Origin of the sequence: Lysinibacillus sp. 2017 (assembly GCF_003073375.1) — a bacterium.
In the GTDB taxonomy this organism is placed as follows: domain Bacteria; phylum Bacillota; class Bacilli; order Bacillales_A; family Planococcaceae; genus Solibacillus.
The window spans coordinates 1,089,283-1,114,967 of the sequence record NZ_CP029002.1 but is presented as its reverse complement, the minus strand read 5'-3'; the positions used below and the strand labels follow the sequence as shown (position 1 = coordinate 1,114,967).

Here is a 25,685-nt window from a genome sequence, read left to right as displayed (position 1 = left end):
GGAGGCGTGTCAGAATGGATGCATATATTTATGATGCCGTACGTACACCAAGGGGTTCCACTAGAAAAAATGGTTCCTTACATGATGTTGAACCCGTTGAAATGGTCAAACAATTATTTGCAGCACTACAACAACGAAACAGTCACCTAACTCCTGCTATTGAGGACGTCATTTTAGGCTGTGTAACCCAATTAAAAGATCAAGGCGCCAATATTGCAAAAACAGCTGCTACGTATGCGGGTCTCCCCTATTCGGTGCCAGGGATGACAATTACGCGATTTTGTACTTCAGGCTTGGATGCCATTTCGATAGCTGCGAGTAAAGTGCATAGTGTAAATCATGATGTTATCGTTGCTGGCGGTGTTGAATCGGTTTCTCGAGTGCCTATGTTTAGTGATGAAGGTGCTTGGTTTGCCAATCCAAAAGTCAGTGAAGAAACGAAATTTATCCACATGGGTATCTCGGCTGATTTAATGGCACACTTAGCAAAGCTAGAGCGGCAACAATTAGATAGCTACTCTGTACGTTCTCATCAACGAGCTGCAAAAGCTACGACAGAAAATCGCTTTCATCGCTCTATGATTCCTATCCGCATAGACGGTAAAGTCGTTCTTTCACATGATGAACTCATACGTGAAGATGCTTCTCTAGACAAACTTACGTCACTAGAGCCGAGCTTTGCACCCTTTTTATCAGCACAACAGCTTGCTACGATCCAACAAGAATTTACTTTGGGCAAGGAGTTCCCGCATGTCCATCATGTTGGCAACTCTCCTAGCCTAGCAGATGGTGCAGCGTTACTCGTTATTGGCAATGAATCTGCACAGCAATCACTGCAGCAAAAGCCCATCGCTAAAATTATTGGAACATTATCAATTGCAGAGCATCCAATGCTTTTACTTGGGGGGCAAGCTGCTGCGGAAAAGCTATTAAAAAAATGCAATTTAACGATTGAAGACATGGATGTCATAGAATTTTATGAAGCATATGCCGCAACTGCAGTCAAAGCGATGCAAGATTGGCATGTGGATGATCATAAATTCAATCCCAATGGAGGCGTTATAGCAACTGGGCATGCATTAGGTGCAACTGGTGCGATGATGCTTTGCTCCTTATTAGACGAACTACAGCATCGAAATGGAAAATTTGGGCTCGTTACGTTAAGTGGTGGTGGCGGTGTAGGTACAGCCATGATAGTAGAAAAATTATAGGTTGCCTTTGATCGATAATACTTCCCTCAATTACGGTAGGTTCGATTTATGCGGGTACGAATGAACTTATGAAAAATATCATTACCAAAAATTTAGGCTTATAAATGCAAATAACCCCCAAACTACATTAGTAGTTTGGGGGTTATATCATTTGTCTGCTCAGTTAAATCTGAAAATTGCGTGTTATGAACGTAGGGTTTTTAGGGAAATTACCACTTACGTTTACGTGCAGCTTCTGATTTCTTTTTACGTTTTACGCTAGGTTTTTCGTAGAACTCGCGCTTTCTAACTTCTTGAATTGTACCTGATTTTGATACAGTACGTTTGAAGCGACGAAGAGCATCTTCAAGCGATTCGTTTTTGCGAACGACAGTTTTTGACATCTCTCTTTCCCTCCCTCCGAACACACGTCAATACAAAACATTAACGCTAGTTAATGTGTACTAAAGTAGTATAACTTAGGTTAAATATAGTGTCAAGAAAAACTATTGAATTAATAATTTGAATCCGATTTTAGTCCATTCATAATCGCAACACCCGATGAAGCACCAATTCTAGTTGCACCATTTTCAATCATTAATTGCATATCTTCTAAGCTACGTACACCACCAGAAGCCTTTACGCCTAGGTCTGGGCCAACTGTTTTACGCATTAATGCGATATCTTCAGCAGTTGCGCCACCTGTTGAGAAACCAGTAGATGTTTTAACAAAATTGGCACCTGCTTCAACAGATAATTCACAAGCTTTTACTTTTTCTTCATCAGTTAACAGACAAGCTTCAATAATCACTTTTACTAAGGTACCATTAGCCGCATCGACTACTGCTTTAATATCTTCACGAACTAAATCGTAGTTCGCATCTTTTAATGCGCCGATATTAATGACCATATCGATTTCGCCAGCACCATTTGCAATGGCATCTTTTGTTTCAAATGCTTTTACTGCAGACGTATTTGCACCTAGAGGGAAACCGATTACTGTACATACTTTTACTTCAGTTCCAGTTAATTGTTCTGCACTGAATTTTACCCATGTTGGATTCACACAAACTGAAGCGAAGCCATATTGTTTTGCTTCTTTGCAAATTTGTTGCACTTGATCTTTTGTTGAGTTAGCTTTTAATAACGTATGATCAATCATTGCTGCATAATTTTGAGTCATTTTAATTACTCCCTTAACTTATCTATTGGTTGTCCGTACATCTACATTTTAGCATGTTATTCACCTATTGGAAACTATCAGACAAGTCAATCAACTTATCCGATACTCTCTTTTTTTGAACATTTCTTTCGATTGCTTATCTCGATAAAATACCTCTACGCCTACCGGTTTACGGTTATACATTTGATATTTTAATGCATCTTCAACAATGGTCAATTCAATCATTTCGGCTGTAATATCCTGTTCAAATTGCTGTTGATCTACCGTCACCATAAATTTTGTGAAATCACGGTCAAATTCAAAAGAATAGAAGGCTTCCACTTCAGGACTAACTCCTCGCTCTACTTCAAATCGAAAAGCCTCGATTGTACTCTTAAACTCTTCAATTGCCTCTAATCGATGCACTTCTTTCATATATAACAATAATTCATTATTTCTAATCTCATAGTGTAAAATTCGTGATGGATTAAAATTTTTAAATTTCGTAATATCTCCAAGAATACCATTGGGTACTTTCACGATTTCTAATTTCACCAATTCTTCTTTTGATAACCCTCGATTCAAGTAAATTCACCTCCTACGACCATTATGTTATATTACCCTAATCATTATTAATATATGCAAAAAACAACGCAAAACATGTCGATGTTCTGCGTTGTTTCTTCAATTTATTAATTATTTTGTTCTTCTAATACACGAACAAATTGTCCTTCATTATAAGGATAGCCTGCTTTTGTAACTTTCACTTTCACAAGTTGACCAACCATATCTTCTGTTCCTTCAAATAGAACTTTAAGATAGTTTGTTGTGTAACCTACGTATAGATTTTCACCTTCGCCATCTTTAAAGCGTTCTTCGGGAATGACTTCAAGTACTTCCCCTTCAAAACGAGATGCGTACTCTTTTGCCAATTGATCATTTAACGTGATTAGGCGATGTACACGTTCGTTTTTTATTTCCTCATCAATTTGGTCCTCCATACGAGCTGCAGGTGTACCAGTACGCTGAGAATAAGGGAATACGTGAAGCTCAGAGAATTTATGATCACGAATGAAGTTGAATGTTTCCATAAATTCTTCTTCTGTTTCGCCTGGGAATCCTACGATAACATCAGAAGTTACCGCTAAGTCAGGTAAAGCAATTTTTAGCTTTTCTAAGCGCTCTGCGAAAAATTCCATCGTGTATTTACGACGCATACGTTTTAGCACAGTATCCGAACCCGATTGAATCGGAATGTGTAGGTGGTTTACAACGATGTTTGAATTTGTAAGAACTTCGATGACTTCATCTGTTAACTGAGATGCTTCAATTGAAGAAATACGTAAACGTTTTAAGCCTTTTACTTGCGCTTCCATGTCTACTAATAATCGCGCTAAGTTATAATCTTTGAAATCTTGGCCATAGCCACCTGTATGGATACCTGTTAGGACGATTTCTAAATAACCAGCATCTACTAATTGCTGTGCTTGACGGATTACTTCTTGTGGATCACGAGAACGCATTAGCCCACGTGCCCAAGGAATAATACAGAATGTACAGAAGTTGTTACATCCTTCTTGAATTTTTAATGACGCACGTGTACGGTCTGTAAATGCAGGAACATCAAGTTCTTCGTACACGCGATTTTTCATAATATTACGTACTGCATTAATTGGCTGACGTTCTTCACGATATTGTTCAATGTAACCTAACATTTTTTCGCGGTCTTGTGTACCGACAACAATATCAACACCAGGGATCGCCATAATTTCAGCAGGTGACGTTTGTGCATAACAACCTGTTACACAAATAACCGCATCTGGATTTTGACGAATCGCACGACGAATCACTTGACGAGACTTTTTATCCCCTGTATTTGTTACTGTACAAGTATTAATTACATATACATCGGCTGCATGATCGAATTCCGTGCGTTCATAGCCTTGTTCTTTAAATAATTGCCAAATGGCTTCTGTTTCATAGTGGTTTACTTTACAACCTAAAGTATGTAGAGATACGGTTTTTTTAACCTCGTAACTCATAATATATATCATCCTTTCACGGTTACACTTCAAAATTATCAACGTGTTTTATCATAGCATAAAACATAGCAATAAACCTACCTTTTTGACACCTAGGTCTATTTGTTTCTAAGTAAATAATAAAAAAACGTACGATTCGCATAACAATCGTACGCCACACAAATATTGTATTAATTGTTAATGTATTTTTCAAATACCTTACCAAAATCTTTTTGGACGAATTGTTGTTTTTGCTCTAATAACCAGTTGTGAGAAAATGTCGTAATGTCCTTAAAGGAATCTGCTGGAGATACGTTATCATTTCCAATTCTGCCGAGTGCGCTTGCAGCTAAGTTTAAGCTTTGTTTCGCAGTATCCATGCTATAGGCATTTGATTTTTGTTCTTTTGAAATCGCATGTAGTGCTTTATATAAATCTTTAATTTCAGTTAAATATTTTTTATGAATATCAATACTTAATGGAATGTTACCAATTGTAAACTTAATTTCAACGTCTAAATCAATTGTACCCGCCGTTTCTAAAAGCACTTGATCGATTGTATGATATTCATAATCATAGCGACGTAACATTCGCTTTTTACTCATTGCATTGGCACCATCTACATGAATAAGTGCGTAATTCGTAAAGCAGTACTCATCAGCCTTTGTTTTGATAAGGAAATAAATACGCTCATCGATTTCATTAAAAACGAAATCATCCGCATCTGTTTTGTCAAAATCCTCTTTTGAAATTACGACACCGATATCAGATAATCCTAGTGCATCTGCTGCCAATTTTTTAAACATATAATATATCCTCCTTAAAACATCTATAGCTCTTTTACGTATAGCTATTTGAAAAGTTTCATTTTAAGTAAAATACATAAATGATAGTCACCAGAATCATGTATTTTAGCTGTTTATTTGAATTGCAGCAGCTCTTTGTTTTAATTTGAACTCTTTTCGTGAATAGTTCTCGATTTTCGGTAATGGTTTAACAGGATGAAGCGGCAATTTATCTTGCACTAAAACGCCATTTGCCTTAATTCGAGCAGATTCTAAAATCTAAAACACATTCATGTGTCTTAAGGGGGGATAAGTTATTTCCAACTACAATTTATTTTTTATTCAAATTCATATGAAATTGCAGATAAAGCATAAAACGGTGCTGTTTCTGCACGCAATATTCTCGGTCCTAGAGACATCGTTTGTGCACCTGCTTCAAGGAAAGACGCTGATTCTTGGCGTGATATACCACCTTCTGGACCAAAAATACAAAGGATTTTCAAATCTTTTGTAGCGTCCAACTGTTGTAACTTTTGTTTAAAGCTTGTACGCTCCGCTAACTTTGCATCTTCCTCATCGGCAATAAATACCGCATCATAGTTAGTGAACGTTTGTATAAGCTTTTTAAAGCTAATTGGTTGTACAACTTCTGGTACATGGGTACGATGTGATTGCTCAGCTGCCTCTTGTGCAATTTTTTGTAGGCGTTCTTGGTTTTTCTTCGCTTTTTTATCATCCCACTTCACAATCGAGCGTTCTGCAGCAAATGGAATTAATGCGTGCATTCCTAATTCAGTTGCTTTTTGGGCGATGAGTTCCAATTTATCACCCTTAGGCAATCCACAAGCAATATCCACTTTTAACGGCATTTCTGGTGATGTAATAGTTTTACCTGTTTGACGTACAACAACCTCTTGCTCAATAGCTTGTATTTCACAAATATGCGCTTTCCCATTATGTACGACGATAATTTCATCCCCTACAGTCATACGCATTACTTTGCTAATATGGCGTGCATTGTCATCAGAAATGATAAATTGATTTGTTTCATTGCTTGCTTGTTCTACAAAATATCGCTGCATATTCTCACTCCTCTTATAGAAAAACAACAGCTGCAAAATAGGCAGCTGTTGAATAAATTATTGTACTTCAGGACGACGTGAAATAATTGCTACCCAATCTTCCATCATTAATATCTCTTCGATGGCAAATCCTGATTTTTCTAAGGCTTTTTTTACTTCGTCTTTTTTCGCACCGATAATACCAGAAGTCACATATAAGCCACCTGGTTTTACAATTGAAAATGCATCATCTGTGAAGGTCATAATAATTTCAGCTAAAATATTTGCGACTACAACGTCTGCTGGTTCTTTTACTGTATCTAATAAATCTCCGTGGAATATTTCAACTATATGATCCATTTTGTTTAGTTCCACATTTTCACGAGCTGCCTTTACCGCTACTTCGTCCAAATCTAATGCGTGAACACTTTTGGCACCCAGCATTGCTGAACCGATTGATAACACCCCTGAACCTGTACCTACATCAACAACTGTATTGCCTTGTTTAACAACCTTTTCAAGCGCTTGTAGACACATGACTGTTGTTGGATGCGTACCTGTTCCGAATGCCATACCCGGATCTAATTCGATAATTAATTCATCTGTTGTTACAGGCTTATAGTCTTCCCAAGTTGGCACAATTGTGAAACGCTCAGAAATTTTAACTGGGTGGTAATATTGTTTCCACGTAGTAGACCAATCTTCCTCATCTATTTCGCAAAGCGTTAAAACATTTTCACCAATATTAATATCAAAGTTTACAAGGTTAGCAATTGCAAGTTTAATTTCTTCAACAGTTTCTGCTAAAAAGCTTGATGCAGATAAGTAAGCTTTGACAATTACTCCTGTTTTCGGAAAATCTGCAGGATCCAGTGCATAAATCTCACCGAACTTATCAATTCTTTCCTTATCTAATTCCTTCGAATCCTCGATTACAACTCCGCTTGCTCCAGCTTCATGCAAAATATTCGTTACCGCATCTACCGCTTCATGCGTTGTTAAAATTGAAAGCTCTGTCCATTTCACTTGCAATTCACTCCTTAGTCGCCTTTAATTTTTTTCTTAATTTTATCAAACAATGAGCTACCTTGCTCTTCTGGAATATCTCCACTAATTTCAGCAAACTCACGTAATAATTGTTTTTGTTTTTCTGTTAATTTTGAAGGTGTTACGACTTTTACGATGACATATTGATTACCCATTCCATAACCGTGAACATTTTTAACTCCTTTATCTTTAAGACGGAATTGTGCACCTGATTGTGTTCCTGCTGGAATTTTCAACTTCACTTTACCGTGAATTGTTGGTACTTCAATTTCATCACCTAAAGACGCTTGTGGGAATGTTAAGTTTAGTTCATATAAAATATCATCGCCATCGCGTTCAAACTGCTCATGTTTACGTACAGAGAAGATAATGTATAAATCACCTGAAGGTCCACCATTAAAGCCAGGCTCACCTTGACCAGAAACACGTAATTGTTGGCCGTCATCCACACCTGCTGGAATCGTAATTTTGATTTTTCTCTTTTTCGTTACATTACCTGCACCACGACAAGTTGAACATTTCTCAACGATAATTTTACCTTGTCCTCGGCAGCTTGGGCATGAGCGTTTATTCATCATGCGACCAAATGGCGTATCAACAGCTTGGTTAATTTGACCAGAGCCATTACATTGTGAACATGTTTGTGGCTGTGTACCTGGTTTTGCACCTGAGCCGTGACAAGTATCACAATTTTCTTCTCTTGGAATTTCAATTTCTGTTTCTTTCCCAAAAACTGCTTCCTCAAAGGTAATATTCATGCGGAATTGTAGGTCATCGCCTTTACGAGGTGCGTTTGGATCTTGACGACGTCCACCTCCAAAGAATGAACTGAAAATATCTTCAAAGCCACCGAAACCGCTGCTGCCTCCGAAGCCACCGCCACCAAAACCGGCATTTGGATCTTCATGTCCAAATTGGTCATAGCGTGCACGTTTTTGTTCATCAGAAAGTACTTCATATGCTTCTGCTACTTCTTTAAACTTTTCGTCAGCACCCTCCTCTTTGTTTAAATCAGGGTGATATTGTTTTGAAAATTTACGATAAGCTTTTTTAATTTCGTCTTTGCTTGCGTCTTTTGCTAAACCAAGCACTTCATAGTAATCGCGCTTACTCATTGTTCACACTCCGCTCTTTTTACATAACGTCTATTCTAACATGTTGAAAAAATGATGTATACCATTTGCTACATCATTGTTTTTTTCAATGGATAATCTTCTAACAAGGTCCATTGCTTTCCATTACGGGTCGGACGCTTTACGCGGGCACGGCCCCAACTATTTAAGAAAATCTTAAAAGCCAAAGCCGCGAACGGTCTTTGGCTTTTAATTGTTTTTATTTTAACGAATTTTATTTATCGTCTTTTACTTCTTCAAAATCAGCATCTACGATATCATCGTCTTTTTTACCAGCATCAGCCGCGCCATCAAAGCCTTCAGCTCCACCACCAGCAGCTTGTTGTGCTGCAGCAGCTTGCTCATATACTTTCATTACAAGCGGTTGTAAAACGCCTTCTAATTTTTCTTTAGAAGCTTTGATGCCTTCAAGTTCACCTTTTTCTAAAGCAGCTTTTAATTCATCACGAGCATCTTCTACAGATTTCTTTTCGTCTTCTGTAATTTGCTCACCTAAATCTGTGATTGTTTTATCAACTTGGAACACTAATTGGTCTGCTTCATTACGTAAGTCAGCTTCTTCTTTACGTTTTGCATCCGCATCTGCATTTGCTTCAGCGTCTTTTACCATGCGTTCGATTTCTTCTTCAGAAAGACCTGAATCTGATTGAATCACGATTGTTTGTTCTTTTTGTGTACCTAAGTCTTTCGCTTTAACTGATACGATACCATTTGCATCGATATCGAATGTTACTTCGATTTGTGGAATACCACGTGGTGCTGCTGGAATATCAGATAATTGGAAACGACCTAATGTTTTATTATCTGCTGCCATTGAACGTTCACCTTGTAATACGTGAATGTCTACTGCTGGTTGGTTATCTGCAGCTGTTGAGAACACTTGAGATTTAGAAGTTGGAATCGTTGTGTTACGGTCGATTAATTTTGTCATAACGCCACCCATAGTTTCGATACCTAATGATAATGGAGTTACGTCTAATAATAATACGCCTTGAACGTCACCAGCTAATACGCCACCTTGTACAGCAGCACCCATTGCTACTACTTCATCTGGGTTAACACCTTTGTGTGGTTCGTGACCAGTTGCTTTTTTGATTGCTTCTACTACTGCAGGAATACGAGTAGAACCACCAACTAAGATTACTTTATCTAATTCAGAAGCAGAAAGACCTGCATCTGATAATGCTTGACGAGTTGGTACGATTGTACGTTCTACTAAATCGCGTGTTAATTCATCAAATTTCGCACGTGTTAAGTTCATTTCTAAGTGTAATGGACCTTCTGCACCAGCAGTGATGAATGGTAATGAAATTTGAGCAGCTGTTACACCTGATAAGTCTTTTTTCGCTTTTTCAGCTGCATCTTTTAAACGTTGCATAGCCATTTTATCTTTTGATAAGTCAACGCCATTTTCTTTTTTGAATTCGGCTACTAAGTACTCGATGATTTTGTCATCGAAGTTGTCACCACCAAGTTTGTTGTCACCTGCTGTTGCTAATACTTCGAATACGCCATCAGCTAATTCAAGAATTGATACGTCGAATGTACCGCCACCTAAGTCAAATACTAATACTTTTTGGTCAACGTCTTGTTGATCTAAGCCGTATGCTAATGCTGCAGCTGTTGGTTCGTTGATAATACGTTCTACTTCTAAACCAGCGATTTTACCAGCGTCTTTTGTTGCTTGACGTTGTGCATCGTTGAAATATGCAGGAACTGTAATTACTGCTTTTGTTACTTTTTCACCTAAATAATCTTCAGCGTAGCCTTTTAAGTATTGTAGGATCATTGCTGATACTTCTTGTGGTGTGTAATCCGTGCCATCAACAGTTACTTTTTCATTTGTACCCATTTTTGATTTAATAGAGATAATTGTGTTAGGGTTTGTAACGGCTTGACGTTTTGCTACCTCACCAACTTGTTTTTCACCGTTTTTGAATGCTACTACAGATGGTGTTGTACGGTTGCCTTCTGGGTTTGGAATTACTTTTGGCTCTCCGCCTTCTAATACTGATACACATGAGTTAGTTGTTCCTAAGTCAATACCGATAATTTTGCTCATAATTCGTTTTTCCTCCTATTATTCAACACGGTTTGTCGTGTTATTATCCGATAATTTTTTTCAAAGATTGATGCCATACTTTGCTCTAAGCATGGCAAGAAATATATTATTCGTTCACTGATACCATTGATGGGCGTAATACGCGATCTTTTAATTTGTAGCCTTTTTGTAACTCGCGTAAGATTGTTCCTGCTTCTTTTTCACTGTCTTGTTCTTGCATAACTGCTTGGTGGAAGTTTGGATCAAAGCTTTCACCTTCTGCTGGAATCACTTCAAGACCTTCTTTTTGTGTTGCCGCAACAAGCTGTTGATATACCATTTCTACACCTTTATATAATGAAGTTGCTTCTTCTGATGTAACTTCTACTTGAAGCGCACGGTCTAAATTATCTAACACTGGTAAGAGCTCTGTTAAAAGCGATTGTGCACGATATTTTTCAGATGCTTCACGATCTAAACGACCGCGACGAGCTAAGTTATCATAGTCTGCACGTAAACGTAAATAACGTGTTTCTTCCTCTGCTACCTTTGCTTCTAATTCAGCGATTTTTTGTTCTTTTTCATCTAGCACTACTTCTTCTGTCTCCACAGTTTCTACAGGTGTTTCTTCCGTAGTTGCTTGTTCTAATTCTTCGTTCGTCTTAGTCGTTTCAGTCACTTGATTTCCTCCTTATTACATCTCATGTTTATCCTTTGAAAAAGGCTTGAGATAAGCTGCGACGCATTACATCTAACAATGTGACAACTCGCTTATAATCCATTCGAGTTGGACCGATAATCGCGATTGCTCCTTGTTGCTCTTCACCTACTAAAAATGAAGCGGTAATGACGCTACAATCTTCCATTGCTAAATGATTATTTTCTGAGCCAATTCGAATTTGAATATCTTGATTTGGCTGATCAAATAATGCTTGCACTTGGCTCTCTTTGTCGATGAGATCTAAAAACATACGCATTTTATTAAAATCATGAAATTCTGGTTGGTTTAACATATTGGATTTACCACCATAATAAACCTTACCTTCAGACTGTACAGATGGAATTGAAAGGAATGACTTAATAATCGTTTCGGATGCACTCACATGTTGTTTAAGTACTGATAACGCTTCAGTTTCTAATTTTCTTGGTAAGTCATGAAGCGGAATACCGACTAAACGATCATTTAATATATTTACCATCTTTTCAATATCGGTTGGACTAATCCCAGGTGGTAATGTTAGTGGTCTATTTTCGACATGTCCATTATCTGTAACGATAATGGCTACAGCCGTTTGTTCCGTAAGTGGAACGATTTGGAATTTTTTTACGCGATGCTTTTGCACATCCGGTCCGAGTAAAATAGTTGTATAAGTAGTAAGTTCCGATAAAATATTAGCGGACTCTCTTATAAGCTGCTCGGCTTCGAAAATTTGTTTTTCAAATAAAGTATGGATTTGTTCGACCTCTCCAGGCTTAATGACTTGAGGTTGTAATAAATGGTCGACGTAAAAACGATACCCCTTTTCTGATGGGACTCGTCCTGAAGAAGTATGCGTTTTTTCTAAAAAGCCCAACTCCTCTAAATCCGCCATCTCATTTCGAATTGTTGCTGCACTATACGTAATGCCTTCCTTTTTAGATAATTGACGCGAACCAACAGGCTGAGCAGACATCACAAAATCATCTACGATTACTTGTAATATTTGTAACTGCCGATTTGTTAACATCTTTTTCACCTCTGTTAGCACTCATTTAAGTGGAGTGCTAATATATTATATAAATTAGCAAATCTCTAAATTGATGTCAATGAATTCGCATCATTTTTTTAAGAATCTTTTTTTTATGTCATTATTCCATCAAAAAGCGTAGAAATACTTCATTACCAACGAATCGCCCTTGACGAGTCAAACGAATTCCTAATTCGTCTACATCCAGTAACTTTCTGTTTTTCAATTCTTGAATAATCTCTTCAAAATAACTTTGCATGGGTTCATGGAACTTATTTTCAAATGATTGGTAAGACACACCTTCCACTTTTCGTAAACCCAAAAACATTTGCTCTTCTATTTTTTCTTCCTTAGTTACCTCGTGTTCTTGCAATAAAGGACGTTCTCCTGCCATAACTGTTTCAATGTACTTTTTAATTGGGGCAACATTAGAATAACGAATTCCTTCAAGATAACCATGTGCACCTGCACCAAAGCCAGCGTACTCATCATTATCCCAATAAATTTTATTATGTGTGGACTCGTAACCTTTATGCGCAAAGTTACTTATTTCGTATTGATGTAATCCGTGTGCTTCCATTTCTTCCATCAATACACCGTACATATTGGCTTCTAAATCTTCTGTCGGTAAATTTAACTTACCCTTTGCGTGTTGAATATAAAAAATCGTTTTTGGCTCGACAATTAACGAATACGCTGAATAATGAGGCAACTTTAATTCAAACGCTTTTTGTAATGTTTCTTTCCATTGCTCCATTGATTGTCCTGGTAAACCGTACATTAAATCGATGCTTATATTTTCAAATCCAACTTTTTTAGCATTTTTAATCGTTTCGTATACATGTTCATTCGAATGAGTACGCCCTATTTTCGTTAATAATGCTTGATCAAACGATTGGACACCCATACTTAAGCGATTCACACCGCCGTTATAAAGTGCTTGCAGTTTTTCAATCGTTAGCTCATCTGGATTTGCTTCACTACTAAATTCTTTTACGTTAGACATAGGAATATGTTTCGCAATAAGCTGTAATAATTTTTCAATTTGTACTGCTGAAAGTGCGGTTGGAGTTCCGCCGCCTAGAAAAATCGTTTCCACATTAGTAAATGCTTCAGGCATCTTGTTGACGGTCATCTCCATTTCACGTCCAAGCGCTTCGATATATTCATCTACAGGCTGATTTTTAAAAAACACTTTATTAAAATCGCAGTAATTACAAATTTGATGACAAAAAGGAATGTGAATATATACACCTCTAGCCATTTCAATCACTTCCTTTATATATAATTCAATGTTCTTATTCATTTTATCTTTTCTTCGTTAAAATACAATTAATACGAAGAAACAAAAAAACCGTACTCAAGTTAGAGTACGGGAGCGATTATTACATTGAGAAAATCGGTTCTTCTTTATTGACCATCATAATTAAGTCAATGGCATTTAATTTTGGTAATTTTGCTGAGAAAGCCTTTGCTTCTTCCACTGTTCGGAATTGGAATGAGTCTAATTCTTTCATTAGTTCGTATTGATTGTCAACTAAACGGATCATATAAAGCCTTACAGTTGGGCAGCAGTATTTTGATGCATCAAAATTTTCCCCCGCTACGACGATTCCTACATTAGCAGAGTTCTCGCTAACAATGGTCTCAATAATATGTAGTTCATCTAAAATAAACCACTCTGGCACAATAAGTTGAATTTGATTATTCATAAAATCCATCCCCTAACTGAAGTTAATTCGTTTTGAATTGTATTTAGAACACATTTAACACCATTACGCATTTCCCTAAATTGAAAAATTATCAAATTTATCTATTTAACGGTTAAATACAAGCATATTTTTCTCTATATCTACTAATTCTCAGTAATTACTAATGCATGTAATTATTCGTTACCCATATTGTACTACAGTCAATATTTTAATAAAAGTGTCATTTTTGAAAAAATTCTTAACATTTTAAATTGAAAATTAAGCAATTTATACCATTACTTTTTTTAACATAAAAGTATTTTTATTAACAAATTAAGTGTTAATTCTCTTTGAAATGGTGCTTTTTTATTTTTTTTATTAAAAAATGGGGCTTTTATTTTTTACTATTTTACATTAAATCAAAATAATAACAATTATTACTGGAAATTTAAAAATGAAAACAAATCAAAAAATTCCCTCTTAAGACACAATTTCGTCAATTTTAATGGATTATTTAAGGAACTTATTATAAATCTATGCCCAAAACTATTTAGGCTATAAATTTCCATAAAAAAACTGCACTTGTAAGTTTGTCACTTACGAGTACAGTATAGTTAAAATTACATAAACTCTTTAATTAATTGATCGAATTGTGCTTCTGATAAGCTAATATCGATATCTGTTAATGGAAGCTCAGAGTAACCTTTAACTTTATCTTGATAAGAAGTCGTTTCTTGATCGTGATAAATAATTCCTGTTACTAATCCTTCATTCTTCATGACCGTTTGCATTGCTAGCTCACGATTTGTATTGTCGTAACCTTCGATATCGGATAGTTTCGTTAAGTTTTCTTTAAACCATTCATACGTATTGACTTTGTTGTATGTGACACATGGTGAGAATACGTTAATGAATGAGAAACCTTTATGATTTAAACCAGCTTCGATAATCGCTGTTAATTCTTTAATATCAGTTGAGAAGCTTTGTGCAACAAATGTAGCTCCGCTTGTTAATGCCACTTCTAACGGTTTTAAAGACGGCTCAATCGCACCACCTGGCGTTGATTTCGTAATGAAACCAGCTGCCGAACGTGGAGATGTTTGCCCTTTTGTTAAACCGTAAATTTGGTTATCCATAACAACGTAAGTGATATCAATATTACGACGAATTGCATGGATTGTGTGACCCATACCGATTGCAAAACCATCACCGTCACCACCTGAAGCGATAACTTTTAAATCTTTGTTGGCCATTTTTAAGCCTTGTGCGATTGGTAATGCACGACCGTGAATGCCGTGGAAACCATAAGAGTTAATATATCCAGAAATACGACCTGAACAGCCGATACCTGAGATAACCGCTAATTCATTCGGCTCATAGCCTACGTTTGCTGCAGCACGTTGGATCGCAGCTTGAACGGAGAAGTCACCACAACCTGGGCACCAGTTCGGTTTTACGGAATTTCGGAAATCTTTAAATGTTGCCATGATTAAATTTCCTCCTTCACTAAGTTTGTTAATTCACGAGGTAAGAATGGTGTGCCATCGTATTTTAAAATTGATTTCATCTTCGCGTGACCGCCAATGCTCATTTTTATGATTTTTGCTAATTGACCTGTTGCGTTATTTTCAACGACGATGACTTTTTTCGCTTTATCCATTAATGCAGACATTTCTTCAGCAGGGAATGGGTGAACTAATTTAATATGTGCATGGTTCACTTTTACACCTTCTGCATTTAATGCTTCTTGCGCTTCTTCTAATGCACCGCGTGTAGAGTTAAAGCCTACTAATAATACGTCTGCCTCATCATGTGGTGCATTCGTATATACAGCATTTTTAAAGTTTAATGCTTGTAATTTACGCATACGTTTATCCATTTGCGTACGACGATTACCTGTTGCTTCTGATGGCTTCCCAGTTTCATCATGTTCAACACCAGTTACATGGTGAATACCACCTTTTGTTCCGGGTAAAATACGTGGTGAAACACCGTCTTCTGTATTTTCAAAGCGCTTGAAGTAATCTTTTGTTTCTTCATCTTCAACTGAATTCACAATTTTACCGCGGCGAATTTCAATTTTGCTGTAATCAAATGGTTCTACAGTTTGCTTACCTAATGCTAATTGTAAATCGGTCATAACGATAACTGGTAACTGTAATTCTTCTGCGATATTAAACGCTTGAATCGTATCGTAAAACGCTTCTTCCATTGTTGAAGGTGCGATTACAACTTTCGGGATTTCACCGTGTGTACCATAGATCATGGCCATTAAATCCGATTGCTCTTGCTTTGTTGGTAAACCTGTTGATGGGCCACCACGCTGCGTATCAAAGATAACAAGCGGTTGCTCTGTCATGCCTGAAAGACCGATTGCTTCCATCATTAATGAAAGACCAGGACCAGCTGAGGCTGTAAATGCACGAACACCACCATAGTTTGCACCAATCGCCATTGTTGCAGCTGCGATTTCATCTTCTGTTTGAATAACCGCGCCACCTACTAAAGGAAGCTTTTTAATCATGTATTCCATGATTTCAGAAGCTGGTGTAATTGGATATGCTGCCATGAAACGAGAACCTGCTGCAAGTGCACCTAGTGCTACTGCATCATTTCCAATCATGAACATGCGGTGTTTACCGTCTGCCGGGACTAATTGCCATGCGCCAACACGTTCTCCAATTTGTTCTGCGATTGCTGCGCGACCGCGTTCAATAGCTTCGATGTTTTTCGCAACAACTTCTTCGCCTTTACGGCCGAAAATTTCGTCTACAACACTTTGGAAAACCGATTCATCTAAATTTATAAGAGCTGCTGTTGCTCCAATTGCAACCATGTTCTTCATTAATGAAGTACCTAGTTCTGCAGCGATTTCAGTAAATGGCACTGCATAAAGTGGTGCCACTGAGTCTTCAGGATTTTTTGGATTAAACTTTGCATCCGCTAAAATAATACTCGATGGTGTTAATTCTTTATAGTTTACGTCGATTGTTTCTTGATCGAACGCCACTAAAATATCTAAATCGTCCGCAATCGAACGTACTTCGGTTGGACGAACCGTAATTTTATTATTCGTATGGCCACCTTTAATACGAGAAGAGAAATGACGATAACCGTATAGGAAATAACCTAAACGATTCATTGCCATCGAGAAAATTTCACCAGTACTCTCGATCCCTTCACCTTGTTGCCCACCGACTTTCCATGAAAGCTGATGTAACATGTCAACATCTCCTTAAGATTGCTTTTTATATAGTGAATAAAGCCTTAACAAAAAGCTTTATTTTTTACGTTAGCCGTGTAAAAAACAGCTAGTTAGAGATCAATTATGCCTCCGCATAATTGCGTACGAATTAGGCTTTGTGCTTGCACAAAGAACTCCATACCAAATTCATGACATCCGCCAGAGGCAAATCCTTTCAGCAGGTGTTTGGTTACCTGTTGAAAGGATATAAATTCCTACATTAGTTTAACATGAAGTGTGTAAGGGTTCTATTGCAAATGTCATATTGAGACAAAAAATCAGACCTTTGACGGAAAGTTTTTTACACAATGTTCAACAACATGGATTTTTCCTTATATAATAGGAACGGCAATCTTTTAGAAACGTTCCCACAAATACGAAAAAACACTTATACAAATGATTTAATTATCATTTGTATAAGTGTTCAAATTTATTCAAATTATTAACGTGTTCTTTTTTCAACGAGTAGTTTTAATGCCGTACGATCTTCACCAGCGATAACGATATCTGCGAAAGCGGGTGCGCAAATTAAATCCGTCCCACTAGGTGCAACAAATCCACGAGCAATGGCTACCGCTTTAATCGCTTGATTGAGTGCCCCAGCACCTACTGCCTGCATTTCTGCATATCCTTGATCTCGTATAACTGCCACGAGTGCCCCTGCAACAGAATTGGGATTAGAACGAGATGATACTTTTAATGAATCCACAGCTATTCCTCCTCAACTAGTACTACTTCTTTGTTAGACAAAAATTTATTGCCTGTACGTCATTGTATGCGCTACGATTCTGAAATAGAATTCGAAAATTGTAACTATTTAAGTGAATTACTCAACAAAATTGTACTCTTCATAATATTTCTGATGCCCGGGTGTTACATAATTATTTAATACAACCCCTAAAATTTTCGACTGAGAAGTAGACAAAATTGCTGTCGCTTTTTGGACAGCGCTCTTTTCGACAACACCAGCATTTACAACTAATATCGTGCCATCACATTTATTTGCCAATATTTGTGAATCCGATACAGATAATAATGGTGGTGAGTCGATAATAATGATGTCAAAATCTTTCTTAACATCAAGGAGTAATGCATCCATCGCTTTTGAAGAAAGTAATTCAGATGGATTTGGTGGAATGGGGCCACTTGTTATGACATAAAGTCCAACTATAAATGTCTCTTGTATAGCCTCATAAAAAGCTGCCTTTTTTGCAATTACATTGGATAAACCTACTTTATTGAAGGTTTTAAATGTTTGATGCAAAGTAGGTTTTCGCATATCTGCATCAATAATTAAGACTCTTTTCCCTTCCTGGGCAAATACTACCCCAAGATTAGCCGCATTCGTAGATTTCCCTTCCCCTGGTGTAGACGAGGTAACTAAAATTGTTTTTAATTCTTGGTCAGGCATTGAAAATGTGATGTTTGTACGAATCGTACGAAATTGCTCTAAAATGAATGATTTTGTTTCAGAAATCGTGACAAGCTTTCGAGCTACTTTTGAACTTTCTAACTTGTTTTTCTTTTTTCTACTCAGTCTAAACATTATAGTTCCTCCTAGCTCTACGTGAAATAAGGGAAGATCTTTTTTCCTTCTCTTCAACAATTGAACCTACTACGCCTATAACTGGTAAACCTAAAATCTCTTCAATATCCTTTTCATTCTTTATCGTTGTATCTAAAAGTTCCATTAGAAATGCAATCCCTACACCTAACATAAGACCAATAACTGCCGCAATTGCAATATTCAACCTCTTATTTGGTTTTACTGGACTTGGGGTATCACTTAGTTTTGCGGCTGATAAAATCGTAATATTATCAACACTCATGAGCTTCGGAATTTGTTTTTTAAACACTTCTGCCACTGTATTGGAAATTTCAACAGCCTGTAACGGATTGGCATCCAACACGCTGATGTTTACAACTTTCGAGCCACTTTCATTTGACACTGATATTTGGCTCATTAATTGTCCCGGCGTTACATCTAACTCAAGTTCTTCTATGACCGGAGTTAAAATAACCGGACTTGTTATGATGACATTGTAAGTATTAATTAATCGTAAATCTGTTTCTGTTGAATTCCATGAATATGCTTCCTCAGGATTACTATTTTGATTTACTAAAATTTGCGTTTGCGCTTGATAGATTGGGGTTAATACATAAAAACTAATACCAGCACTTATTCCAACACTGATAACCATTAGGATAATAATTAGTAATAATCGTTTTCGTATTATTTTTGCGATTTCTTGTAAGCTGATAGTTTCTTCCAATTATAGTGCCCCCTTGAACCATGGTTATTAATATTTACTAGTAAATATTAATTACTAACTTATCGTTTTATATAATTAAAGTAATAACTAGTATTCTCACCTATTATGGTATGAGACGAAAAGTAGAAATATTCCTATAATAGCAATTTTCTATGCAAAAAAATTCTAAAGTAAGAACTATACTTTAGAATGTCCTTTTATAACTCTTTTTTCATTCTGAACATTATTTATAAACGTTCTCTTCTTGTAATAATTGAAGCATTTTATTTTTATAGCCTTCAACACCTGGCTGATCAAAAGGATTGACCTGTAATAAGTACGCACTCATTGCACATGCTTTCATGAAAAAATATAAAAGATAGCCTAAATGATAGGCATCTAGACACTCAAGTTCTAGTTGAATAATAGGTACGCCTCCATCCGCATGAGCCATAGCTGTACCTTGTTTAGAAATTGCATTGATTTCGTTAAAACTACGGTTTGATAAATAATTTAGTTGATCATCGTTTCGATCATCATATGGTACCTGATAATCATCCAGAATCTCCTTGAAATGAAGTAATGTTTCAAAAATAATCGGGTTACCATCTTGTATGAACTGTCCTATTGCATGTAAGTCGGTTGAATAACTAACTGTAGCAGGAAACAATCCCCTTTTTTCCTTTCCTTCACTTTCACCAAATAATTGCCTCCACCATTCATGAAGTTTTGTAAGACTTGGTTCAAAAGAGGCTAACAGCTCAACTTGATAGCCCTTTTTGTAGAGCGCGTGTCGTATAACCGCATAACGATAAGCTTCGTTTTGTTCGAGGTTTTCATTCTTTAGCAAAGTTGCAGCTTTTTTTGCTCCTTCTAGTAACTTTTCAATATCAACACCTGCAACAGCAATTGGTAACAGTCCTACTGGTGTTAATACAGAATAGCGGCCCCCAATATTCGCTGGAATTACAAATTGACGATAACCAGAATTCTCTGCAATTTTCTTTAATAATCCCTTTTCAGCATCCGTTGTCACGATAATCCGATTGTGTGCTTCATCCCCGTACCGCTTTTCCATGTATTTTCGGAATACACGAAAGGCTAATGCAGGCTCCATTGTTGTACCAGATTTCGAAATAACATTTACATATATTTCTTTATGTTCAAGACTACCTAACAGCTGTCGTATATAAGCACCACTCATATTTTGACCAACATAGACAACTTCAATCCCATTTGCACAATCACCAAAGTATGGCGTTAACGCATCTTGAATAGCTTTTGCGCCTAAAAATGAGCCCCCTACACCTATAACTACTAATACATCCGCCAACATTTTAATTTCATTTGCGATACGTTGAATTGATTTCACCATCTCAACATTATTTTCTATTGGGGAATTGAGCCAGCCTGTCATTTCAGTATTTGTTTCTTCTAAATAGCGATGAATTGCTGCTACCGATTCAGTATATTCTCCCCACTCAATTTGAATTAAGGATTCATTTAAAATACCGGTTTGGAGTAATTGAATCATCAGTTTTCCTCATTTCACATTTTATTAAGGAAATACTTCCATATCTCACGATTGTTAGTTTACAAAGAAGTAATGAAAGTAAATTGCTATAAACATACATTTGTTGCAGGAGTAAATTAATAGAATGAATATGCATTTTATATAAAATTAAACTTCTCTAATATATGTTTTGCTTCCCTTAAAAATTACTGACAAATAACAAAAGCAGTTTTTAGACATAAAGGGCGCTATTTCACTGTTTTCCGACTACACAATTAGAAAATAAAAAACTGAATCCCAATATATAGAATCCAGTCCACTTATCCATTTATTTGAGATTACTTTTCTATATACTCCGTATTTTTTTCTCCACTAACATTCTTCAACCAATTCATATTTTCGACACTCCACCGAATCGTTTGGCGAATGCCTGATTCAAATGTATATATTGGCCTCCAGCCTAATTGCTCCATCTTAGTCGGATCAATAGCATAACGTTTATCATGACCTAAACGATCCTCGACAAATTCGATTAGTTCTTCAGATTTACCTAATGTTTGAATAATTGTTTTCACCACTTGTAAATTCGTGCGCTCATTATGGCCACCTATATTGTATACCGCTCCATTCACACCTTCGTGTAATACTAAATCAATAGCCGTACAATGATCGAACACATGTAACCAGTCCCGAATATTTTGACCATCTCCATATACAGGAATCCTTTCATTATTTAATACACGAGAAATAGTTAAAGGAATTAACTTTTCTGGAAATTGATAAGGACCATAGTTATTAGAACAGCGTGTAATATTCATCGGTACTCCATAAGTATGATGATAAGCATGTACTAACAAATCTGAAGATGCTTTACTTGCACTATATGGACTATTTGGTTTTAATGGTGTTTCTTCTGTAAAAAAAGTTGTTGGGTCAAAATCCAATTCCCCATATACTTCATCTGTTGATACATGAACAAATTTTGTAATGCCTACACTCCTTGCTGCTTCTAATAAAACTTGTGTACCTAAAACATTTGTTTGCACGAAAATACTGGGATCTGTAATGGAACGATCCACATGACTTTCAGCGGCAAAGTGGACGACAAAATCAAATTGTTCTTTTTCAAAAAGAGAAAGAATTACATCATGATCCACAATATCTGCTTTAACAAAATGATAATTTTCTTGTTTTTCTATAGCCCGATGTTTGGTTAAGTCACCTGCATACGTTAATACGTCAACATTATATATTTCATACTCAGAGTACTTTTCGACCATATATTGAATAAAGTTACCTCCAATAAACCCCGCTCCACCAGTAACCATAATTTTTTTCTTTTTCATCCTACTCACCTCTTTTGAATTTGTTCAACCGAAATAAAAAAACTCTACATTGTCACATGAGAGTTGTTTATGAATATGAAATTTCCACCAAATATTTACCATATTCCGTCTTCAAAAGAGGCTCGGCAAGATTTAGTAACTGTTCCTTTGTTATATATCCTCTTCTAAATGCTATTTCTTCAATGCAAGCAATATATAATCCCTGCCTTTTTTGTATAGCCTCTACAAAATTTGAAGCCTCTAGTAATGACTCATGCGTTCCCGTATCTAACCAAGCCAAGCCCCTACCAGTCAGTTCTACTTTTAATTCACCTCTTTGAAGGTATTCATTTAGAATAGAAGTAATCTCCACTTCACCCCGTGCTGAAGGCTTTACGTTTTTGGCAATATCAACTACCTTATTATCAAAAAAATATAAACCCGGAACTGCGTAGGAAGATTTAGGATTTTCAGGCTTTTCTTCTATAGATATAGCATTCTGTTGCTCATCTACCTCTACTACACCATAGGCTCTAGGATCATTGACATAACAACCAAAAATAATGCCACCTGTCGACAAAGACGCAGCTTCTTTTAAACAATTACTCCAATTAGAACCATAGAAAATATTATCACCTAAAACTAATGCGACTGACGAATTATTAATAAACTGTTCTCCAATTATAAAAGCTTCTGCAAGGCCATTAGGATTTTCTTGCACAGCATATTTAAAAGTTATTCCTAACTTACTGCCGTCTCCTAAAAGTTCTTTAAACCCTTCAATATCTCGAGAAGTAGAAATAATCAGGATTTCTTTTATACCAGCAAGCATTAATACAGAAAGCGGATAATAAATCATCGGTTTATCGTATATAGGTAACATTTGTTTAGAAATAGATTTCGTCAGAGGATACAGTCTAGTTCCTGAACCTCCAGCTAAAATAATTCCTTTCATCGGATAAACACCTCTAATTCTTGGTAATTCCATAACTTTGGAAGCTAATACTTTTTGACTTAATAATTCCACAAATTCTATCAATTTCTTCTAGTCTTAAACCTGCATACAGTGGGAGCGTCAAGACTCTTTCTGATATATATTTGGCAACTGGCGTCAAATCAGAAGTAAATCTATCTCGATAACAATCTAAGTCATTTGTTAGTGGATAAAAATACCTTCTAGCAAAAATATTGTGTTTCTTTAATTCTTCAAGAACCTCATCTCTGGAAAGTTGAAAGCCATCAAATACAACTGGAAAGTAAGCATAATTATTGCTTACTCCTACTTGTGGACGAGGTAATTTGATGCCTTTAATATCTCCAAGATGTTCCATATATCGCTCAAATACTTGCCTTCTCTTTTGAATTTCTTGATTTACATGTCTAAGATTACAAATGCCCATAGCAGCTTGAAATTCATTCATTTTAGCATTTCCACCAACATAATCTATAGTTTCTTGTCCAGTAATACCAAAGTTTTTATAAGCATTAAATAAATTTTTCAAACTAGGATCATTGAAAGTTAATGCTCCGCCTTCAATCGTATTAAATACTTTTGTTGCATGAAAACTGAACATGGAAGCATCACCAAAGCTTGCTACACCTTTACCATCTATAGTGACCCCAAAAGCATGCGCAGCATCGTATATTACCTTAAGATTATACTTTTTTGCTATTCTTTCAATCTCATTTACATTGCAAATATTACCATATACATGAACCGGTATAATGGCTGATGTTTTATGTGTTATTAAATTCTCAAGCATTTCCGTGTTCAGGGTATAATCATCTGGATTAATGTCGCAGAAGATTGGGGTTAAACCGTTTCTTACAATTGCATGAGTTGTAGATGCAAATGTAAAGGGAGTAGTGATAACCTCCCCAGTTAAATTTAAGGCTGCAATTGCGTATTCTAAGGCTAGATGCCCATTAGAAAATAGCGAAACATGAGGCGTTTTAAGAAAAGACTCCAAGTTTTTTTCTAATTGATTATGTTTTACACCCATGTTAGTTAGCCATTGACTATCCCATAAACTCCTAATTTCCTCAGAAAACTCTTCAAACTTTGGCATAGATGATTGCGTTACTTGTATTGGTTTCATTGTGTCACCCTTTAACCTCAGTTATTTTCCCACTAATGAATTATCAATATTCACCTTCACCCATTTTGTCATATTCTCCACCTTATCCAACATTTCATCCATTGAGGAGAACTGCAAAATCATTATTCCCACCTTCGCATGGGCTCCTGTTAGTGCTGAAATTTTCTCACCCTGATTTACCAGTAGTTCACATTCGATAATATTTTTTTGAATTTCTTCATGAATATCAACGCCTTTAAATATTCCACTATTCTGGCTATTCAGTAAATAAACAGCCCAGTATCCTTTTGGTTCAACCATTGTTAAATCACTACAGTTCTCTCCTAATGCGGCTTTAATCGTATATTCAACCATATCAATTCCAGTTGCATAGTTTATTACCTGTGGATACAAGTCACCACCATTTCTTGCACCCATCTCAATAAAATAAATATCTTCTTTATCGTCAATTCTTATATCAAAATTGTAAGCACCTGTTTTCATATTTAATAAATTTAGTGCTCTTTGGATTTCATGATGAATTTTATCTTGAATACGCTCTGGCAAAGCACATGGCCAACTAGCGCTTATTGGGACAAACGGATTAATTTGGGAATCTGGGAAATGTTCATTGGCTAAACACCGAAATACAAATTTCCCATCTACAGAAAATCCATCTCCCCCAATATGATAACCGGATTTTTCAATATACTCTTCTATAATAAAACGTTTAATTCTTGAATAACTTAATGCATCTTTTACTTTTTCTCTAAGAAGATCTATTGAATCAATTTTTGAAACTCCTTTACTCCCTGATGAATCAACTGGCTTTACCATCACAGGCATTTTGAAGCTATGAAATTCAGCTTCAGCTTCTTCAATCGAAGAATATCCTTTCGCTTTTGGCACATTAAAGTTATTTTGCTTCAGAAACTCTCTAAACCTATCTTTATTCGACAGTATCTCCACCGATTGATAGGGATTTGAAGGCAATCCTAACTTTTCAGCAACATAAGCTGCTGTTGGTGCTGCAGGATCGGATGCATAACATACAATTCCATCTATTTTTAATGTACTCGCTAAAGATAAGACAGCTTCTTTATCAGTTGTACTGACATTGTAATATTCATGTGCATATTTATGACCTGGATTATCTTCTAAATAATCACAGGTTACAACGTAATGCCCTAAATCTCTTGCTGCTTTAATAACTGGAATTTGAGAATGAGCTCCACCGAGCATTAATAATTTTTTCATTTATTTATACCTCGCTTATTATTTTTGAGTAAGAATCGATATTAATTTAACTTATAAATAGGCTTGTTCATTTGTAACTAAGCCTTAAATTAATATCCCATAAATACTCCTTCAAAGTTCGAAGGTATTCCTTTGTACTAATCGGGTAGCTAGCCACA

General features: G+C 36.3%; 24 protein-coding genes. 1 reads left to right on the top strand and 23 read right to left on the bottom strand.

What is annotated here, in order from left to right:
- The first annotated feature begins 14 nt into the window (after nucleotides 1-14).
- A complete protein-coding gene (locus DCE79_RS04985; protein WP_108712014.1) occupies nucleotides 15-1,211 on the top strand; it encodes an acetyl-CoA C-acyltransferase in 1,197 nt (398 codons plus the stop codon).
- Between the two features lie 209 nt (nucleotides 1,212-1,420).
- On the opposite strand, the gene rpsU is transcribed toward DCE79_RS04985, so the two are convergent.
- The 23 genes from rpsU to DCE79_RS04870 all read right to left on the bottom strand — a co-directional run bounded on the left by rpsU (nucleotide 1,421) and on the right by DCE79_RS04870 (nucleotide 25,527).
- On the bottom strand, nucleotides 1,421-1,594 hold the full coding sequence (gene rpsU, locus DCE79_RS04980) for a 30S ribosomal protein S21 (protein ID WP_004227078.1): 174 nt from the start codon (nucleotides 1,592-1,594) through the stop codon (nucleotides 1,421-1,423).
- A 110-nt stretch (nucleotides 1,595-1,704) separates the two neighbouring features.
- Nucleotides 1,705-2,373 carry a deoxyribose-phosphate aldolase gene (gene deoC, locus DCE79_RS04975; protein ID WP_108712013.1) on the bottom strand — a complete coding sequence of 223 codons (669 nt, stop codon included), beginning with the start codon at nucleotides 2,371-2,373 and terminating at the stop codon, nucleotides 1,705-1,707.
- 90 nt (nucleotides 2,374-2,463) lie between these two features.
- The gene (locus tag DCE79_RS04970) at nucleotides 2,464-2,937 is read right to left on the bottom strand and encodes a hypothetical protein (protein ID WP_108712012.1); all 474 of its coding nucleotides are present in this window, start codon (nucleotides 2,935-2,937) and stop codon (nucleotides 2,464-2,466) included.
- 107 nt (nucleotides 2,938-3,044) lie between these two features.
- Entirely contained in the window at nucleotides 3,045-4,394 is a 1,350-nt protein-coding gene (gene mtaB / locus DCE79_RS04965; RefSeq protein ID WP_108712011.1) for a tRNA (N(6)-L-threonylcarbamoyladenosine(37)-C(2))-methylthiotransferase MtaB, read from the bottom strand.
- 170 nt (nucleotides 4,395-4,564) lie between these two features.
- A complete protein-coding gene (locus DCE79_RS04960; protein WP_108712010.1) occupies nucleotides 4,565-5,179 on the bottom strand; it encodes a PH domain-containing protein in 615 nt (204 codons plus the stop codon).
- A 317-nt stretch (nucleotides 5,180-5,496) separates the two neighbouring features.
- The gene (locus tag DCE79_RS04955; protein WP_108712009.1) at nucleotides 5,497-6,240 is read right to left on the bottom strand and encodes a 16S rRNA (uracil(1498)-N(3))-methyltransferase; all 744 of its coding nucleotides are present in this window, start codon (nucleotides 6,238-6,240) and stop codon (nucleotides 5,497-5,499) included.
- Nucleotides 6,241-6,297: 57 nt separating this feature from the next.
- Nucleotides 6,298-7,245 (bottom strand): 50S ribosomal protein L11 methyltransferase, encoded by a 948-nt coding sequence (prmA, locus tag DCE79_RS04950; protein WP_108712008.1) that lies wholly within the window; start codon nucleotides 7,243-7,245, stop codon nucleotides 6,298-6,300.
- A gap of 14 nt (nucleotides 7,246-7,259) precedes the next feature.
- On the bottom strand, nucleotides 7,260-8,381 hold the full coding sequence (dnaJ, locus tag DCE79_RS04945; RefSeq protein ID WP_108712007.1) for a molecular chaperone DnaJ: 1,122 nt from the start codon (nucleotides 8,379-8,381) through the stop codon (nucleotides 7,260-7,262).
- Nucleotides 8,382-8,613: 232 nt separating this feature from the next.
- On the bottom strand, nucleotides 8,614-10,461 hold the full coding sequence (gene dnaK, locus DCE79_RS04940; RefSeq protein WP_108712006.1) for a molecular chaperone DnaK: 1,848 nt from the start codon (nucleotides 10,459-10,461) through the stop codon (nucleotides 8,614-8,616).
- Nucleotides 10,462-10,567: 106 nt separating this feature from the next.
- On the bottom strand, nucleotides 10,568-11,119 hold the full coding sequence (grpE, locus tag DCE79_RS04935; RefSeq protein WP_108712005.1) for a nucleotide exchange factor GrpE: 552 nt from the start codon (nucleotides 11,117-11,119) through the stop codon (nucleotides 10,568-10,570).
- 28 nt (nucleotides 11,120-11,147) lie between these two features.
- Nucleotides 11,148-12,167 (bottom strand): heat-inducible transcriptional repressor HrcA, encoded by a 1,020-nt coding sequence (hrcA, locus tag DCE79_RS04930; protein ID WP_108712004.1) that lies wholly within the window; start codon nucleotides 12,165-12,167, stop codon nucleotides 11,148-11,150.
- A gap of 121 nt (nucleotides 12,168-12,288) precedes the next feature.
- The gene (gene hemW, locus DCE79_RS04925) at nucleotides 12,289-13,431 is read right to left on the bottom strand and encodes a radical SAM family heme chaperone HemW (protein ID WP_108712003.1); all 1,143 of its coding nucleotides are present in this window, start codon (nucleotides 13,429-13,431) and stop codon (nucleotides 12,289-12,291) included.
- 121 nt (nucleotides 13,432-13,552) lie between these two features.
- Nucleotides 13,553-13,879 (bottom strand): geranylgeranyl pyrophosphate synthase, encoded by a 327-nt coding sequence (locus DCE79_RS04920; RefSeq protein WP_108712002.1) that lies wholly within the window; start codon nucleotides 13,877-13,879, stop codon nucleotides 13,553-13,555.
- 599 nt (nucleotides 13,880-14,478) lie between these two features.
- A complete protein-coding gene (locus DCE79_RS04915; protein WP_108712001.1) occupies nucleotides 14,479-15,345 on the bottom strand; it encodes a 2-oxoacid:ferredoxin oxidoreductase subunit beta in 867 nt (288 codons plus the stop codon).
- Nucleotides 15,346-15,347: 2 nt separating this feature from the next.
- Nucleotides 15,348-17,081, bottom strand: coding sequence for a 2-oxoacid:acceptor oxidoreductase subunit alpha (locus DCE79_RS04910; RefSeq protein WP_108712000.1), 1,734 nt, complete (start codon nucleotides 17,079-17,081; stop codon nucleotides 15,348-15,350).
- Nucleotides 17,082-17,544: 463 nt separating this feature from the next.
- Nucleotides 17,545-17,811 (bottom strand): stage V sporulation protein S, encoded by a 267-nt coding sequence (locus DCE79_RS04905; RefSeq protein ID WP_108711999.1) that lies wholly within the window; start codon nucleotides 17,809-17,811, stop codon nucleotides 17,545-17,547.
- A gap of 117 nt (nucleotides 17,812-17,928) precedes the next feature.
- Nucleotides 17,929-18,648, bottom strand: a complete 720-nt coding sequence (locus DCE79_RS04900) for a CpsD/CapB family tyrosine-protein kinase (protein WP_159083052.1) — start codon at nucleotides 18,646-18,648, stop codon at nucleotides 17,929-17,931.
- Nucleotides 18,641-19,375 carry a YveK family protein gene (locus DCE79_RS04895; protein ID WP_108711998.1) on the bottom strand — a complete coding sequence of 245 codons (735 nt, stop codon included), beginning with the start codon at nucleotides 19,373-19,375 and terminating at the stop codon, nucleotides 18,641-18,643. The genes DCE79_RS04900 and DCE79_RS04895 overlap by 8 nt, the downstream gene beginning before the upstream one ends.
- 223 nt (nucleotides 19,376-19,598) lie before the next feature.
- Nucleotides 19,599-20,888 (bottom strand): glucose-6-phosphate isomerase, encoded by a 1,290-nt coding sequence (locus tag DCE79_RS04890; protein WP_108711997.1) that lies wholly within the window; start codon nucleotides 20,886-20,888, stop codon nucleotides 19,599-19,601.
- A 317-nt stretch (nucleotides 20,889-21,205) separates the two neighbouring features.
- Nucleotides 21,206-22,213 (bottom strand): dTDP-glucose 4,6-dehydratase, encoded by a 1,008-nt coding sequence (rfbB, locus tag DCE79_RS04885; protein WP_108711996.1) that lies wholly within the window; start codon nucleotides 22,211-22,213, stop codon nucleotides 21,206-21,208.
- 67 nt (nucleotides 22,214-22,280) lie between these two features.
- A complete protein-coding gene (gene rfbA / locus DCE79_RS04880) occupies nucleotides 22,281-23,147 on the bottom strand; it encodes a glucose-1-phosphate thymidylyltransferase RfbA (RefSeq protein WP_108711995.1) in 867 nt (288 codons plus the stop codon).
- Between the two features lie 13 nt (nucleotides 23,148-23,160).
- The gene (locus tag DCE79_RS04875; RefSeq protein WP_108711994.1) at nucleotides 23,161-24,291 is read right to left on the bottom strand and encodes a DegT/DnrJ/EryC1/StrS family aminotransferase; all 1,131 of its coding nucleotides are present in this window, start codon (nucleotides 24,289-24,291) and stop codon (nucleotides 23,161-23,163) included.
- 21 nt (nucleotides 24,292-24,312) lie between these two features.
- Entirely contained in the window at nucleotides 24,313-25,527 is a 1,215-nt protein-coding gene (locus DCE79_RS04870; protein ID WP_108711993.1) for an ATP-grasp domain-containing protein, read from the bottom strand.
- Nucleotides 25,528-25,685 lie beyond the last annotated feature (158 nt).

Bases quoted from the DNA above. Each gene is read 5' to 3' on its own strand.
- DCE79_RS04900 (WP_159083052.1), bottom strand. From the start codon at position 18,648: ATGTTTAGACTGAGTAGAAAAAAGAAAAACAAGTTAGAAAGTTCAAAA.
- hrcA (WP_108712004.1), bottom strand. From the start codon at position 12,167: ATGTTAACAAATCGGCAGTTACAAATATTACAAGTAATCGTAGATGAT.
- DCE79_RS04870 (WP_108711993.1), bottom strand. From the start codon at position 25,527: ATGAAAAAATTATTAATGCTCGGTGGAGCTCATTCTCAAATTCCAGTT.
- hemW (WP_108712003.1), bottom strand. From the start codon at position 13,431: ATGGCTAGAGGTGTATATATTCACATTCCTTTTTGTCATCAAATTTGT.
- DCE79_RS04955 (WP_108712009.1), bottom strand. From the start codon at position 6,240: ATGCAGCGATATTTTGTAGAACAAGCAAGCAATGAAACAAATCAATTT.
- deoC (WP_108712013.1), bottom strand. From the start codon at position 2,373: ATGACTCAAAATTATGCAGCAATGATTGATCATACGTTATTAAAAGCT.
- rfbB (WP_108711996.1), bottom strand. From the start codon at position 22,213: ATGAAAAAGAAAAAAATTATGGTTACTGGTGGAGCGGGGTTTATTGGA.
- dnaJ (WP_108712007.1), bottom strand. From the start codon at position 8,381: ATGAGTAAGCGCGATTACTATGAAGTGCTTGGTTTAGCAAAAGACGCA.
- dnaK (WP_108712006.1), bottom strand. From the start codon at position 10,461: ATGAGCAAAATTATCGGTATTGACTTAGGAACAACTAACTCATGTGTA.
- DCE79_RS04920 (WP_108712002.1), bottom strand. From the start codon at position 13,879: ATGAATAATCAAATTCAACTTATTGTGCCAGAGTGGTTTATTTTAGAT.
- DCE79_RS04960 (WP_108712010.1), bottom strand. From the start codon at position 5,179: ATGTTTAAAAAATTGGCAGCAGATGCACTAGGATTATCTGATATCGGT.
- DCE79_RS04890 (WP_108711997.1), bottom strand. From the start codon at position 20,888: ATGATTCAATTACTCCAAACCGGTATTTTAAATGAATCCTTAATTCAA.
- mtaB (WP_108712011.1), bottom strand. From the start codon at position 4,394: ATGAGTTACGAGGTTAAAAAAACCGTATCTCTACATACTTTAGGTTGT.
- DCE79_RS04915 (WP_108712001.1), bottom strand. From the start codon at position 15,345: ATGGCAACATTTAAAGATTTCCGAAATTCCGTAAAACCGAACTGGTGC.
- DCE79_RS04985 (WP_108712014.1), top strand. From the start codon at position 15: ATGGATGCATATATTTATGATGCCGTACGTACACCAAGGGGTTCCACT.
- DCE79_RS04910 (WP_108712000.1), bottom strand. From the start codon at position 17,081: ATGTTACATCAGCTTTCATGGAAAGTCGGTGGGCAACAAGGTGAAGGG.
- rpsU (WP_004227078.1), bottom strand. From the start codon at position 1,594: ATGTCAAAAACTGTCGTTCGCAAAAACGAATCGCTTGAAGATGCTCTT.
- DCE79_RS04875 (WP_108711994.1), bottom strand. From the start codon at position 24,291: ATGAAACCAATACAAGTAACGCAATCATCTATGCCAAAGTTTGAAGAG.
- rfbA (WP_108711995.1), bottom strand. From the start codon at position 23,147: ATGAAAGGAATTATTTTAGCTGGAGGTTCAGGAACTAGACTGTATCCT.